The following is a 14,535-nucleotide window of genomic DNA, read 5'->3' on the forward strand; positions in this document are numbered from 1 at the left end:
TTTGCTGTACCGACATTCCTCGCCTTCACCGATCACTCGACCCACACTGTTTCTCCAAACAGCACTTTTACATATCCTGGGCCACGATCCCGCGCAAAAGCTGAAGGCGAGCCTTCCGCGCTGTCGCCGCAACGCCCGCGTGGGACTGCCCGGGGACATGAGCAAGATGATCGAGAAGATCGATGACCTGACGCACGTGACGAACGAAATCGCCAGGGGCGACGGCCGCGTTTCCGATCGACTGCGCGAACCCCTCCCCCTTTGCCCAGCGGTACACCGCCGAGCACAGACCGGGATGGGGGGCGGGAGTTTGATCGAGTCCCGCCCGCCTTTCCTGCACATTAATGTCGTCGGCCAGAACGGACAGCGCGTACAGGGCGCGGGAGACGGAACGGTCGTCGTGGTCTTCGCTTCCCCCCTCTTCGCGGCGCGGCTCGTAACTGAGCGCGCTCGCGACAGCCGCAAGTGCTGCCGTCGAGAGCCCGTCGAGCACTCCCTGGTCGAGGGCCTCGCACACGATGAGGTCACGCTCCGAATAGATGCGCTTGAGCAACTCGCCTTTTGCGGTGACGGTGACGTGCCGGCTGGTGTCGGATTCTCCCACGTACCCGAGTGCCTCAAGAACCGCGCGCACCCGATCGAACTGCCGCACGAGCTGCGACGTGCGCTGCGCAATTGTTCGCTCCGCCCGCGCCGCCTCGCGAGCGGCTTTCCGGTACCTCGAGATCCACCGCATGTGCTGTTCGCGATCGTCGCAGTGGTGGCACGGATGCTCTCGCAGGGCCTCGCGGAGCTGCACGAGGAGAGAGTCATGATTCGGGTTCGCGCTTTTCTCACTCGAGCGGGCCCTCACCGCCGCGCGAGGAGAGTCCTCACCTCGGAGCTTTTCCCGCAGAGCGGATGCCGTGTCCTTTCGCACCCTCGCACTACGTACCCGGTCGAGCGAGGGCACCCGCATGGTCGTGAGCACCATGGGACTCGCGGTGAAATCTTCGGTGTAGAGATCTCGAAGCTGGCCCTCACGCGTGATGACCCACACGCGTGGCCCGCGAACCGTCTTGTCATGGTCAATGACAACCGCGAAACCTGAGCGGCGTCCCCCTGGGATGGCAATGACCTCACCCCGACGGAGCTTCCCGACGATTGAGCGAGTACGCTCGCGCTGTTTATCGGCACGCGTTCGGCTCAGCTCTTTTTCGCGAGCCGAGATCTTTTCGAGGATGTCCGCGTACTGCGCGATATCGCCCTTCGAGCAGTGCATCGCCTCGCGGTATTGCTCGGCCACCTCGTGCTTCTCGCGCGCCTTGCGCGCCTGCGCCACGACGCTTCGGTCCGTATGAAACTGCGCGAAGCTGCTTTCAAGGGTCTCGTACGCTTCGTCAAGACTGAATCGACCAAGGAGGTTCACGGCCATGTTGTACGTGGGCCTAAAGGCAGAGTGCAGTTTGTACGTTCGAGTCGAGGCGAGGCCGGCGACGTCCTGTGCCGCGATCGAGGAGCCAACAACGACGACAGCGTGCCCTTCGACGTCAATGCCGCGGCGTCCCGCCCGCCCCGTGAGCTGCGTGTACTCCCCCGGCGTAATCTTCGCGTGCTCAGTCCCGTTAAACTTCGTCAGCTTGTCCAGGACGACGGTGCGCGCCGGCATGTTGATGCCGAGGGCGAGGGTCTCCGTTGCGCACACGACCTTGATGAGTCCACGAGCAAAAAGATCCTCGATCACGGCCTTGACAGCGGGAAGCTGACCCGCGTGGTGGGCCGCGAGTCCGTTCATCGCCGCCCGCTCAATCCTGCCAATCCCGAGCGCGTCGTAATCGTCAGCACGCAAATCCCCGAGCGCGGCGCGAAAGGCTTCTTTGATCTGCGAGCGCTCCGCGTCATCCGTGAGCCGCACGTTCGCTCGCATGAGTTGTGCCACTGCCTGATCGCAGCCGCTCCGGGAAAAAATAAAGAAGATCGCGGGGAGCATGCCGCGCTCCTCGAGGAGATAGATGACGTCGGCTCGGCTCATCGCCCGTGGCCGCATCCTCTGCTCGTGGCGATGCGAACGATGCGGACCACGCTGATCGTTGCGCCGATCCCGATAGCCCCGGCGGCCCGACCTGCCACTCTTCCGCCCCCGCCCGTGACGTTTGCCGCCGTAGCGGTTACCGTCTGGCACGTCGCCCCATGTCCCCTTGCCGATTTCGGCGAGCATGGGATTGACCTCGCGATAGCGTCGATGGGCAAACGGCCCGTGCGAGGGGGTTGCCCGCCCGTCTTCGTCGAGAAACACGTCGATGAGCTCGTGGTCGTTGAGCACGTGCTGCCACAGCGGGATCGGGCGGCGCTCGGAAACGATCACTTCCGTACTCCCGCGCACTTCCTCTATCCACGCCCCAAATTCTTCAACGTTCGAAACGGTCGCGCTCAGGGCAACGAGCTGCACGCTTCGCGGCAAGTGAATAATGATCTCTTCCCACACGGGCCCTCGCATTCGATCCGCGAGATAGTGGACCTCATCCATCACGACATAGCCGAGCGAATGAAGAGTCGGAGAATCGGCGTACATCATGTTGCGAAGGATCTCGGTCGTCATCACGACGACCTGGGCTTCCGAATTGACGTTCACGTCGCCCGTCACAAGCCCGACCGATTCGTGCCCAAGCCACTCCACGAGTTCTTGGTACTTCTGATTGCTCAGGGCCTTGATCGGAGTCGTGTAGAAGACCTTGACGCCGTGTGCCATGGCCCGGTGAACGGCATACTCGCCGACGATGGTTTTGCCCGCGCCCGTGGGAGCAGCTACGAGAACCGAGCTTCCTCGGTCGAGCGCGTCCATGGCGCTCAACTGGAACGGATCGAGATCAAACGCAAATCGCGCGGTAAAGTGCCCGCGAAGGCCGGTACCTGGAGCGTCATTCATGCTGCTGCCTCCTGAAACTGGTCGTCGTGAAGCTGCGGGGCGAGGATGCTCACCGCCCCGGGCAAAACTCGAGCGCGAAGCGGGAGAAATGCGCGTGTTTCCCCATCGCTGCACACCTCAATAGGATCGTCCGAGCCGATCGTGAGCGAAGCGCAAGCAGTGACCGTGTAGTGAGGCAGGGATACGTGCGTTCCCGAGAACACGCGAGGGAAAAAGCGTACGAGTCCAGCCCTGCTAAGGCCCGAAACAGTGACGAACTCGAGCACTCCGTCGTCGACCTTTGAGACGGGACAGTACTTCATCCCGCCACCGAAGTAGCCAGCATTGCTGAGCGTCACGAGTGAAGCGTCGATGTGCTGGCGTTCGCCGCCGTCGAGTTCGACCCAGTATCGGCGCGGCCTGTACGAAAGGAGCTCTCGAGCGACGGCACCCGAATAGCCGTAGCGGGAACGATTCGCGCGCGCATTAACAATCGCGTCGAAGCCCATGTTGAGATTGCCGAGGGCGATGACGCTGCTACCCTCCGGCCCGCCTTCAAAGTGCACCTCGATCGCGTCAATACGTTGCTCGCCCCGTGCGAGCGCGGAGACGATCACGCGCACGGCGGCGTCGGCATCATCAAGGGGAAGCCCGATCGCGCGTGCAAAGTCATTCCCAGAGCCTGCCGGCACGATGCCGAGGCGAATATTCGTGCCGCACACGAGAGAGGCCCCGAGAGCCACGGTGCCGTCACCCCCGACGACCACGAGAGCGTCAAGGGTGTCGATGACGGCTTCGGCACGCCGCTTCGCCGTGAGGGCATCGGGGGCAGAAAGGTCGATCACCGACAAACCCGCGGCGCCGAGCAGTGCGCAGACGTCGTGGCCGATATTCCCTGAGCGGCGCTTGGCTGCGTAGGGGTTCGCAATAACACCTACTCGGAGGCGGCTCATGATTCTGAGGAACCGCCGGTGTCCTTGTGGGAGTCGGCGTAGGCGTCATCGAGCGACTTGGGAAGCGCAATTTGGGACGGCACGTATTCGCCGGATTCCGTGAAGGCTGCCTGCTTCTTGAGGCGCTTCTCGCGCCGCGTCTCAAGGATGTAGGCGACGAGCACGGCACCAAAGAAGAGAATGAGGAAGGGAGAGGTCACGAGAAGAAGCGTGATTGGCTCAGGCGTCGGCACCATCGCGGCGGTGAAAATGAAGCTGAGGAGGATAGCCCAGCGCCAGGCCTTGAGGATTGTGCGCCACGGAAGGATCCCCACGATATTGAGCGCGACGAGGAATACCGGGTAGATGAAGGCGACGCCGAAAACCATGCAGGTCTTGACGACAAGCTCGATGTAGTCGCGAAACTCGACGAGCTGAAGAACTTCCTTGTTAGGACCGAAAGTCATGAGGATCGGGATCGCTCTTGTGATCGCGAAGTACCCGAAAATGGCGCCGGCGAGAAAGAGCGGCCCCGAAGAGAACAGGAAAGCAAGAGCCCACCGTTTCTCGTTCTTTTTGAGCCCAAGTGAGATGAATGCCCACGCCTCGTACACGATCACCGGGATGCTCAGCGCCACTCCGATGTAGGCGGCGAGCCTCAAGTGCGTTTCGAACGTGCCGGCGACACCACCGATATTGATCGCAACGTTGTATCCGAGCCCCTTGAGCTCACGGAAAGGTACGGCGAGTGCCTCATATAGCGGGTAGTAAAGGAACCAACCGGCAATCGAGAAGAGGACCACGAATACCGCGACGATGAAGATGCGGTCACGAAGTTCGGCGAGATGCTCGCCAAGACTCATGCGCCCTTCTGGATCGCGGGGGCGTTTCTTCTTCTTTGCCACGTGTGTCGTCCTACCCTCAGTTTCTGCCCGGCCCTCGCCAGTGGAGGACCGGGCACGCTAGATGCGTTTCGTCTCAGTCCCGGCGGTAGAGGTCGTCAGAGCGGCCGTCGCCGAGGAAGTCCTCGCGATCGCGAGCCTCGCGCACGGGTTCTTCGCGTCGGAAGTCGTCGCGGTCGTCCCGACGGTAGTCACGGTCGTCACGTCGGTAGTCGCGGTCGCGATCATCGCGGGCGTCGTAGGAACGGTCGTCGCGACGCGCACCTTCGCGATCGCGCTTGACATTGATGGACGCCTCGGCGTGGTCGTCGTCATCCTCTTTGCGCATTTCGGAAACTTCGTTCTTGAAGATGCGCATGGATTCACCCATGTTGCGTGCAAGGCCCGGAAGCTTGTTCGCGCCAAAAAGCAGCACGACAAGAACGAGGAGAATCAAGATCGGCCAAGGGCTCCGAAAGAAACCTGTACCCATGTGTAATCACCATCCAAAGCGTGTGATGTGTGTGTCGAGGAGATCGACACTATAAAAAATTTTCGCATAGACACCACCGGTCGGTCCGGATCGTCTCGGCCGCTCCAGCCTACTCCCCTAGACGCGCGACCTTAGTCTCAGCCACGCCCCTGATTGCGGATCGAATGTGATCCGGGTCAAGAACTTCTGCTTCGCCGTGGGTTTCGAAGATCGCGGCAAGGAGTGCATGGCTCGACGAAGGCGTGATGCGTGCGATCACTCTCGTGGAGTTGGGCTCGGCGCGAAGCTCGCTCGCGTTGAAGGCATCGAGAATCCATCTCGCTTTGGGGCCGATGGCGAGAGTGACAGTCGGCCAGTTTTCGAGCGCGACATCAAGCGGTGTCGTGAAATCACCGGTTGCGGGAGCGGCGGGATCGGTGCATTCCCACGAGTCAACGATGCGGTCGGAGCGAAACTCCCTTTCGGCCCCCGCGAGCCGGCAATACGCGCGTACATACAGAGCGCCGTACTTTGATGTGACCTCGCGTGGCTCGATGTCGCGAACGCTGATGCCGTGCCGAGCGGCAGGCGAATACATGATGCGCACGGGGTGTTTCGTGGCGTGCGCATCGAGGATGCGCGTGAGGGTGGGATTCTCGTGGTCACGAGGGGCCTCCGAGGGTTGCCCGCCTTGAGCGGCTCCCTCGGGCACCATCGCGGCAAGCTTGGCCCTAAGGGCTTCGATCGCGGATACCGAAAGTCCGCCGCGCGAGTCGGCGACGGCCTCGAGGCCGATGAGGAGTGCGCTGATTTCACTAGCGGTGAAGGTCATGGGACGCGCGAGCGGGTCGGCTCCAGCGATGGAGACGTATCCGTCAGCGCGCGTGACTTCGACGAGTTCGTCGTACCCCCGCGAGTAGTCCCCCGCGTTGTAGATGATGTCGAGGTCGGCATTGAGCTCGTCTACCGTGAGCCCAAAATCGCGGGCCATGTCGGCTACGGCAACGTCTCCGAACGAATGGAGGTAGGCGATCTCTGCACTCAGGCGTGTCAGTTCGCCATCGCCCGTGCCTACGTCGCGTGCGCGTTTTTGTTTGACGGTGTCGAACGTGGATGCGTGCTCCCACGTCAGTGAGGCGGCCCCGGTATGGAGGGCGGCAATTCTTGCTCTTGTTAGCGCCCATGTCGTAGCGAGAGGGTGGTCTCCTTCCAGTGCCACCCATAGAGGCTCGGCCCATGCTGCGCTGAGGATTCCGTCGGCCTTGCTCAGTGGGACCTCGGCAAGCGGACTCCCAGCGTCCATGCCGAGTTGAGAGCGCAAGTCGAGCGCTTTGTAGGGCGCGATGCGCACGCGCAATTGTTCGGCGCTCTCGTTCGACTGGCCGGCGCGCGTCCGATCGTTCGAAAGGAGCGATCGGATCGGCGGATGCGGTTCACGCGCGTGCTTCGCGGACGGCCCTTCAACAGGGATCGATTCGATGCGGCTGACGCGAAAGAGTCGAGGAGCGTCCCGGTCGAGATCGTAGCCGTAGAGATATTCGCGCCCGCGAGCCACGTCGAAAGCCCACGGCTCCACGCGTCGTTTATGGGCGGCCGCCGCCGCCGAGGAACGATAGGCGAAGGTGACGGTTTTGCCGGACTCAAGGGCCTCGAGGAGCGGGGTGCTTGCGGGCGAGGAGCCGAGCGCTCCGCGCGCAATGCCCGAGACTGGCGGAACTCCCAGCGAGGCGAGCTTTGCGCGAATGCGGGCTCCGAGGCTTCCCGCGGACTGAGTGCTCCACATCGCTGCCGCAGCGCCGAGCATGAGGCGCTCGTGTGCGTCAAACGTGCCGGTCGACGACGCAGCATCGCGCACGGAGGCCGTATACCTGAGCGTGGAGGGATTGACGAGGTCGGGGGTGGAGTCGACATCGATTCCGAGCTTGGCTAGTCGAGCGAGATCGCGGGTGAATTGACGGCGGACACTCGTGGGATTCATGCGCTCGTACCCCGGCACAAGCTCCGTCACTTCCTCCCGCGTGAGGCCGCGTGTGCTCGACGTGAGGGTCAGCGCGAGGCTCAGGAGTCGCTCGACATTCTGCGTAGGTGGCACATCTCAACCCTAGCGCGCCGCCTCGGTAAGCTTGGGACCATGATCGCGCAGGAAACGGGAACGGTGCTCGAGCACCGAGATGCATGGCCGGGTGTCTGCCGCGTGTGGGCCGCGCTCGATTCCGACGGTACCCGCGTGAGCGCCCTCGCCTATCTCGACATGGTCGCGGCGCCGGCGGTGGGCGATCGCCTCCTGCTCAACACCAATGCCCTTCGAAAGAGCCTCGGAACGGGAGGCGACGCTTTCATCATCGCCAATCTTGATGCGTGCGAGCGCGGAGAGCTTCCCGCGGGCCACATGATGAAGGCCCGCTATACCCCGCAGCAGATGATGGTCGATGCCATCGACGACCCTGCTTCCCCGGCCCACGAGGCGATTGACGCCGTGGAGAGCCTCGACGGGATGAGCGTCATCGTCGCCGGTTTGCATTCAGCCGTCGGCCCCATCGCCGCGGGCTTTCACGCGGTGCGGCCCGGGGCGCGGCTCGTGTATGTCCACACGGATTGGGCTGCGCTACCCGTGGCATACTCGCGTGCTAATGCCCGCCTTCGCGAGGAGGGAATTCTTTCAGCCACCATCAGCGCCGGGCAATCATTCGGGGGCGACGCCGAAGCAGTGTCCGTGCCCTCGGCTCTTGCCGCGGCACGCGCACACTTCGAGGCCGACGCCGTCATCGTAGCGCAGGGACCCGGAAACCTCGGGACCGGTACACGCTGGGGCTTTGGTTCAATCGCCGTCGCGGATGCCCTCCACGCCGCAGCTGCGATGGGGGCGCGAGCCATTTGTGCGCCACGCGTATCCGAGGCGGACCCGCGCTCGCGCCACGTGGGCCTCTCCCACCACTCGAGGACCGTGCTCGAGCGCATGCTTTTTGCGGGAGTCGAGCTACCGAGCCTATCCCCATCCGAGCGCAGCGATATCGATCTCGAGATAGCCGAAATCTACGCACACATTAACTCGGTGCGGTCTGCCCACGGGGTGCCTGCCCATCGAGTCACCGCAACGTCAGGTGAGGGCCTCGAAAAGGCGATACGGGCGCTGCCGGTACGCGTGTCGACCATGGGCCGCGGGCTCGAGGAGGATCGGGCGAGTTTCCTTTACAGCGCCCTTGCAGGACGACTTGCCGCCGAGGCGCCTACGGCCTAAGCGAGTGTGTGTCGATGAGCGCGTTGAACTCGCGCGCCATGTCGACGCCTCTTTCGCCATCGGCCCGTTGAAAGGCCATTACGGCACACGTGTCGCCATCGGCCACATCCAGGTGTGCCCACGGATCTCCTTCGGGGAAGCTCACCCCGATCAGTTCGGCCCATTCGAAGCGGCGCGTCGAAAAAGCATTGCGCACCGTCACGCAGGCGGCGTCGGCTCGCACGTGGACGCTAGCGTGCCGGTGGCAAAACCAGCCCACTGCCAGCGCGAGCAGCACGAAACCGAGCGAATCGAGGAGCTTGTGGGTGAGAAGCGGAAGCGACACGGCCATCACGAGGCACGCAAGGGCGAACACTGCGGCGACGATGTACCCCCACCTGCGTACTGCACGGGGGCGATACGTGAGCGGTAGTTCTGGGATGTGCGAAGTGGCAGTCATGGGGGGCGGTTAGTCGTGACGATGCGTGCGCGCGAGTTCACGCAAGGCGTCGATCTCAGCCGCCGCATCGGCTGATTTATAGACCGCGCTTCCCGCGACGAACACGTTCGCCCCGGCCTCAGCGGCTCCCTCGATCGTCGCGCGTGAGATGCCGCCGTCAACCTGAATCGACACGTCGAGGTTCTGCTCACTGATAGCGCGACGCGCTCGTCGAACCTTGGGGAGCATCGAGTCGATAAACGATTGCCCACCGAAGCCGGGCTCGACCGTCATCACGAGGAGCATGTCGAACTCCCCAAGGATGTCCACGAGAGGCTCGACCGGTGTCGCTGGGCGCAGCGCAACGCCGGCCTTAACGCCCTTCGCTCGAAGCTCCCTCGCGAGTCGCACGGGAGCGCTCGAGGCCTCAAGGTGGAACGTCACCGACTGCGCTCCAGCCTCGGCGTATGCCACGGCATCGCGGTCGGGCGAATCGATCATGAGGTGGGCATCGAGCGGGATCGGTGAGCGCTTCGCGATCTGCTCAACCATGCTGACGCCGAACGTCATGTTGGGCACGAAATGGTTGTCCATGACGTCGATGTGGGCGGCCTCGGCATTGGAAATCTTGTCGAGTTCGGAACCGATGTGCATGAAGTCGCTGTTGAGAATGGACGGGTGGATGCTCGTTGACGACGTCGAGTACACGGGAGGCTCTCCTATCGGGGTGGAAGGTTAGGATTCTGGATCGGTTTTGCGAAACAGCGCGAGGAACATGGCGTCTGTGCCGTGCACGTGCGGCCACAACTGCACAAAGGGGCCGTCGCCGAGGTCGATGTCACCCGCATCGCTACGAAGCCCGGCACGCAGCGCTTCACGAGCGTCGAGAACTTCGAGATCCCCGTGCCGGCGCTGCGCCGCCTTTGCCACGAGGAGCGTCTCATTAGCGTGCGGCGAGCACGTGACGTAGGCAATCACGCCACCTACCTGGGTGGCCGCGACCGCGCTGTCGAAAAGCTCGCGTTGCAAACGCCCAAGAGAACCGAGGTCACCGGGCTGCTTACGCCACCGCGATTCTGGCCTGCGCCGTAGCGCTCCGAGGCCCGAACACGGGACATCGGCGAGGACGCGCGAAAACTGTTCGGGGAAACGTTCGCCGATCGAGCGGCCGTCGGCGGTGAGCGTCTCGACCTCCGCACCCGCTTCTACGAGCGTGTGGACCGAACGCTCAACGAGACGCGTGCGGTGTTCCTGTAGCTCGACCGCCAAAACCTCGGCGTCGTGGGTGATGCTCGCACCGGCGAGAAGCGCAGTTTTGCCCCCGGGCCCAGAGCAGAGATCAAGCCAGTGATGGTCGGGCTCCACGACGAGGCTATCCGCGCCGAGGGCAAGCGCGAGTGCAACAAGCTGCGAGCCCTCGTCCTGAACAGCGGCACGTCCCTCGTTAACCGCGGGAATCGTCCCCGGATCGCCGCCTGGCCATGCCATCGAAAACAACGACCAGCGGCCGGGCTGTGCACCGGCTTGCGCAAGCTCATTTTCGTCGGTCAGACCGGGTCGCATGACGAGGCTGACCGAAGGCGCGTCATTGTGGGCGGCCAGCAGGGCGTCTATCTCGCGTGGATCCCGCCCGTGAGCTTTGAGGGCCTCCCGCAGCGCGCGCACGATCCATTCCGGATGAGAATAGGTGATCGCAAGGAAACGGTCCTCGTCGTCCTCGCGGGCCGGAACGACAATGGCAAGCCATTCCTCGAGTGTTTTTTCGCCCACGCGGCGGAGCACGGCATTGACCAGGCTGGCAGACCCTGCCCCGGTCACCTCGCGTGCGAGGCCCACCGTTTCGGAAGCAGCAGCGTGCGCCGCGACCCCCATGTCAAGCATCTGGTACGCGCCGAGGCGAAGAACGTCAAGAACAGCAGGCTCAATTTTCGAAAGCGGGCGGTCCACGCATTCCGCAAGAACTGCGTCGAGCCGCCCCTGTGCCCTGAGCGACCCGTAGAAGAGCTCCGTGGCAAAAGCGGCATCGCGTCCCTCCACGCGATGGCGACGAAGAACGGTGGGGAACACGATGTTCGCGTAGGCATCCTCCTCGCTCACACGTCGCGTTGCCTCGTATGCGGCCAACCTTGAGGGGGTCGTTTCGCGGCGGCGTTCGCTAGGGCGCTTGCGCGAGTAACCGCGTCGAGGGCCGCCCCTGCCGCGCGAACCGCTCCGCTCGTGACCCGCGTCGTTCCGGTGACGCTGGGTATGTCCCCCGCGACGCTTCTGTCGCTCCTCGCTCATGCCGCGCTCTCCTCTTCCATGCGCTCGCCCGTTTCCAGTCGTACGCCGCGCGCCCAATCAGCAGCGGCCATGTGCTTCTTGCCCGCCGGCCCCACGAGCGTCAGCTCGAGAGGCTCGGTGGCGGTGCCGAGGAACACGTGCTTCTTCGTGACACCGAATTCGCCGGGGGCGAGGCTCATGCCCTCGGGCGCCTCTGTGTTTCCTACGCCGAGAACCTTGAGCCTCGAACCTCTCACGCTCGTGAATGCGCCAGGATTGGGGGCAAACGCGCGAATGTGAGCGGCAACCTCCCGCGCGGGGCGCGCCGGGTTAATCCGTGCTTCGTCGGCTCGAAGTTTGCGCGCGTAGCTCGCTCCCTCCTCTTCTTGCGCGGTGAGAGTCAAAGTACCGCGGCCGAGTTCATCTATGACCTCGACAAGAACCCGGGCGCCATGCTCGGCCATGTCTTCGAGGAGCTCTCCCGCAGTCGCAAGCGGGGCAATCGAGTGCGGCTCCTGGCGCGCCAACGCGCCCGTGTCGAGGCCTTCGTCAAGTTTGAACACGCTAAGGCCGGTTTCCTGAAGGCCCTGCTCAATCGCGCGCTGTACCGGTGCCGCGCCGCGAAGCGCGGGAAGCAGCGAAAAGTGAAGGTTAAAAAATCCGCCGGGAAGGGACTCGAGCACGGGGCGCTCGAGAATCTGACCGTAAGCGACGACGGCCGCTACCTCGGCACCGCTCTCGCGGATCCACTCGCGTGTTTCGGCACTTCGCGCGTCAGCGGGTTTGAACGATGGGATTCCCAGCTCTTGCGCGAGGACCGCAACGGGAGAGGGCACGAGGCTCTTCCCCCGCTTGCCGCGGGCATCGGGCTGCGTGAGTACGCCGACGACTTCGTGGGAGGAATCGGCGAGGGCGGAGAGGCAGGTAGCGGCAACGTCGGGCGTTCCGGCAAAAAGAATTCGCATGATGCCCAAGTCTAGCGGCCACGCCTAGAAGACATGCGGGGGGTCAACCTGAAGGCGAAGGGAGCCCGGATGCTTCTTCGCGCTACGCACGAGCATGACCGCTCGCGCTGCCTCCACCAATGCAGGCGCGTGCCTGACGGGGCACCGGAGCACGACGCGCGCTTCGGCGTCAATGGTGGAAGACTCGACCTCCGTGGGGCCAAAGATATCGACGCCTCGCGGCGCATCGAGCCGTTCGAGGAAATCGGTGCACGCCGTTCGGTCTCCTCGCACCTCAAGGACCTTAAACGCAGGGGGAAGCCCGAGTTCGGCGCGTTCTTCAAGCACTCGGTCAATAAATGCGTTCGAGCGCACGAGAACGAGCGAACGAAGTGCGGGGTGCTGATCGGGTCCAACGATCAGCACCTGCCCGCCCTTGTCGAACGTGCGGGTCTGGCCGATCACATGGGAGTAACGGCGGATTGTTTCGCAGTCGGCGTTGTAGGCGGCTCTGCCGAGGGAGGCGGCCGCGTCGATGATCACCGCCGCCGCGTATCCGCCCTCGGGCTGCGGCTCTGCGCCCGGCGTTGCAATCACGAGGTCGCCGTCGCGAACGTCAGAATCCTCCACAATTCCGGAGGCCCCGCCCGATACGTGGAGCGTTGCGTTCGGGAAGGAGCGCTTCAAATCGGCAGCGGTGCGTTCTTGGCCGAGGACTATGGGGCGCAGATCCGCTCCCCCGCATTCCTGGCACCGATAGTGGCCGTACCGACGAGAACACACGCTGCACGATAGTTCCCCTCTTCCGGGCGCAGCGAGCGTCGCGTGGCAATGCACGCACGTCGCCTTGGTCCCACAAAATCGACACGCGAGTGCCGGGGCGTATCCCGCTCGCGGCACGTGGACCAGCACGGGCCCTTCCGCAAGCCCTCGGCGTATAACCGCGTGGGCGTGCGACGGCAAACGCGAAAACCCGCTTGCCCCCTCTCTCTCACGCAAGTACGCGTCCATGAGCTCGATACGTGGGTGAGTATGGGCATGGGCGGCGGGCACGGGTTCGAGAGCCGCGAGAGTGCCGGCAAGGGTGAGGTAGCGGGCGAATTCCGACGGTGCCCGCGAAACGAAGAGCAGGGAACAGCTTTCGTGGAAGCTTCGCGTGAGGGCGACAGTGCGCGCGTGGGGGTAGGGCGCTCGTGGTTCTTCGTAGAGGTCGTCATCCGGATCCCATACAAGGATCATGCGGAGGTTTGCCACGGGAGCAAAAACAGCGCTGCGCGTCCCGATGACGAGGCGTGAGCGCCCCTGGAGTGTGGACAGAAACGCCGTGTACCGCGCATGGGGGCCCTGTGCGCTACCGAATTGGACGTGGTCGATCGCATGCGCCGTGAGAGCCTTTGCCAGTCGATCGACGTCGCGCTGATCACTCGCGAGGATGATCGCTCCCGCATCATCCTCAAGTCCCGACAGGCATTCGAGCACGAGTTCAATCCACGAATCCACCGGATCGAGAACGATCGACGCCCGCGGAGTGCGGTCTCCACTGCATGAGTGCTCGAGGAAAGCTCCGAGCCCCGCGAATTTGGAACGGTACTTCTCACACTGAGGGTTAGGGTCACCGGTCGAAGCAGTTTTCTTATCAGGTGCGCCAGATTTTTCGCGTGCATGGCGTTCCATGCGCGCCCGGTGTGCCTTTTCCGCGCCTGCGCTGCGCGCGGGAACGGCGAGTCGCAGCACGTCGCTGAGCGATCCCGCGTACCGCTGCGCAACGTCCTCGCACACCCGAAACATGTGCTCCGAAAGGAGAACGTCCTCGCTTACGACGGACACGAGCGGTGCGAGCGGCCGGACAGTGTCGGGTCTTTCGTAGCGTGCCCGTACGAGCGCCTCGTGCTCGCGGCCGGAGAATCGCACACGCACCCTCATCCCGGGCTCAACAGCATCGAGAGCCGCGGGGACCGCGTATTCGAAGAGGCGATCGAGGTGCGCGAGAGTACCGAGCACGTGAACAGAGACGACCGGCCGATCCGTCGCGAGCGAGAAGCCCGCGGTGGTTTCGAACGGTCGTCCATTGCGACTGCTGTCTTCGCTCTTGGGTGTCGCGGAGTCAAAGAGCGCCGGTGGCTCTTGGGTCAGCGCCCGGTCACCCCAACGAGATCGCAGACGAAGATCAAGGTTTCCCCGCCTTTAATAACGCCCGGGATACCGCGGGGACCGTACGCAAGCGACGAGGGGATTTCGAGACGTCGGCGCCCGCCCACGCGCATTCCCTGCACTCCGCGGTCCCAGCCGGGAATGACCTGGCCTACGCCGAGCGTAAAGCGCAGCGGCTCACCTCGATCCCACGACGCATCGAACTGTTTGCCATCGCTGAGGCCTACCCCCACGTAGTGGACGTCGACAACGTCGCCGGCCTTGGCTTCGTCACCGTCACCGATCTTCTCATCGATGATGACGAGTTCCTCGGGCGCTTCGCACCCTTCAACGCTCACAACTGGTTTCGACAT

12 protein-coding genes are annotated in these 14,535 nt (G+C 63.7%); 1 reads left to right on the forward strand and 11 read right to left on the reverse strand.

All coding sequences use genetic code 11. From position 1 onward, the window contains the following. Positions 1 to 67: 67 nt before the first annotated feature. The 5 genes from HMPREF3176_RS04835 to HMPREF3176_RS04855 all read right to left on the reverse strand — a co-directional run bounded on the left by HMPREF3176_RS04835 (position 68) and on the right by HMPREF3176_RS04855 (position 7,261). Positions 68 to 2,905, reverse strand: a complete 2,838-nt coding sequence (locus tag HMPREF3176_RS04835; protein WP_070458595.1) for a DEAD/DEAH box helicase — start codon at positions 2,903 to 2,905, stop codon at positions 68 to 70. Then, positions 2,902 to 3,837 carry a diacylglycerol/lipid kinase family protein gene (locus tag HMPREF3176_RS04840; protein ID WP_070458598.1) on the reverse strand — a complete coding sequence of 312 codons (936 nt, stop codon included), beginning with the start codon at positions 3,835 to 3,837 and terminating at the stop codon, positions 2,902 to 2,904. The genes HMPREF3176_RS04835 and HMPREF3176_RS04840 overlap by 4 nt, the downstream gene beginning before the upstream one ends. Then, positions 3,834 to 4,721, reverse strand: coding sequence for a twin-arginine translocase subunit TatC (gene tatC / locus HMPREF3176_RS04845; protein ID WP_070458601.1), 888 nt, complete (start codon positions 4,719 to 4,721; stop codon positions 3,834 to 3,836). Before tatC ends, HMPREF3176_RS04840 begins: the two co-directional genes overlap by 4 nt. Positions 4,722 to 4,794: 73 nt before the next feature. Beyond that, positions 4,795 to 5,190 carry a twin-arginine translocase TatA/TatE family subunit gene (tatA, locus tag HMPREF3176_RS04850; protein WP_070458604.1) on the reverse strand — a complete coding sequence of 132 codons (396 nt, stop codon included), beginning with the start codon at positions 5,188 to 5,190 and terminating at the stop codon, positions 4,795 to 4,797. 109 nt (positions 5,191 to 5,299) lie between these two features. Continuing rightward, positions 5,300 to 7,261, reverse strand: a complete 1,962-nt coding sequence (locus HMPREF3176_RS04855; protein ID WP_070458608.1) for a WYL domain-containing transcriptional regulator — start codon at positions 7,259 to 7,261, stop codon at positions 5,300 to 5,302. A gap of 39 nt (positions 7,262 to 7,300) precedes the next feature. Between HMPREF3176_RS04855 and HMPREF3176_RS04860 the strand changes: the two genes are divergently transcribed. Next, a complete protein-coding gene (locus HMPREF3176_RS04860; RefSeq protein WP_070458611.1) occupies positions 7,301 to 8,407 on the forward strand; it encodes a DUF3866 family protein in 1,107 nt (368 codons plus the stop codon). On the opposite strand, the gene HMPREF3176_RS04865 is transcribed toward HMPREF3176_RS04860, so the two are convergent. The 6 genes from HMPREF3176_RS04865 to HMPREF3176_RS04890 form a co-directional block, all read right to left on the reverse strand. Then, positions 8,397 to 8,846 (reverse strand): PH domain-containing protein, encoded by a 450-nt coding sequence (locus HMPREF3176_RS04865; protein ID WP_070458614.1) that lies wholly within the window; start codon positions 8,844 to 8,846, stop codon positions 8,397 to 8,399. The genes HMPREF3176_RS04860 and HMPREF3176_RS04865 overlap by 11 nt on opposite strands. Positions 8,847 to 8,855: 9 nt before the next feature. Continuing rightward, the gene (rpe, locus tag HMPREF3176_RS04870; RefSeq protein WP_070458617.1) at positions 8,856 to 9,533 is read right to left on the reverse strand and encodes a ribulose-phosphate 3-epimerase; all 678 of its coding nucleotides are present in this window, start codon (positions 9,531 to 9,533) and stop codon (positions 8,856 to 8,858) included. 27 nt (positions 9,534 to 9,560) lie between these two features. Continuing rightward, a complete protein-coding gene (locus HMPREF3176_RS04875; RefSeq protein WP_070458619.1) occupies positions 9,561 to 11,108 on the reverse strand; it encodes an RsmB/NOP family class I SAM-dependent RNA methyltransferase in 1,548 nt (515 codons plus the stop codon). After that, positions 11,105 to 12,052, reverse strand: coding sequence for a methionyl-tRNA formyltransferase (gene fmt, locus HMPREF3176_RS04880; RefSeq protein ID WP_070458851.1), 948 nt, complete (start codon positions 12,050 to 12,052; stop codon positions 11,105 to 11,107). The genes HMPREF3176_RS04875 and fmt overlap by 4 nt, the downstream gene beginning before the upstream one ends. Before the next feature lie 24 nt (positions 12,053 to 12,076). Beyond that, a complete protein-coding gene (locus HMPREF3176_RS04885; protein ID WP_070458622.1) occupies positions 12,077 to 14,032 on the reverse strand; it encodes a primosomal protein N' family DNA-binding protein in 1,956 nt (651 codons plus the stop codon). A 128-nt stretch (positions 14,033 to 14,160) separates the two neighbouring features. Then, positions 14,161 to 14,535 carry an FKBP-type peptidyl-prolyl cis-trans isomerase gene (locus HMPREF3176_RS04890; protein ID WP_034373142.1) on the reverse strand — a complete coding sequence of 125 codons (375 nt, stop codon included), beginning with the start codon at positions 14,533 to 14,535 and terminating at the stop codon, positions 14,161 to 14,163.

Source organism: Dermabacter sp. HMSC08H10 (assembly GCF_001807585.1).
GTDB lineage: Bacteria > Actinomycetota > Actinomycetes > Actinomycetales > Dermabacteraceae > Dermabacter > Dermabacter hominis.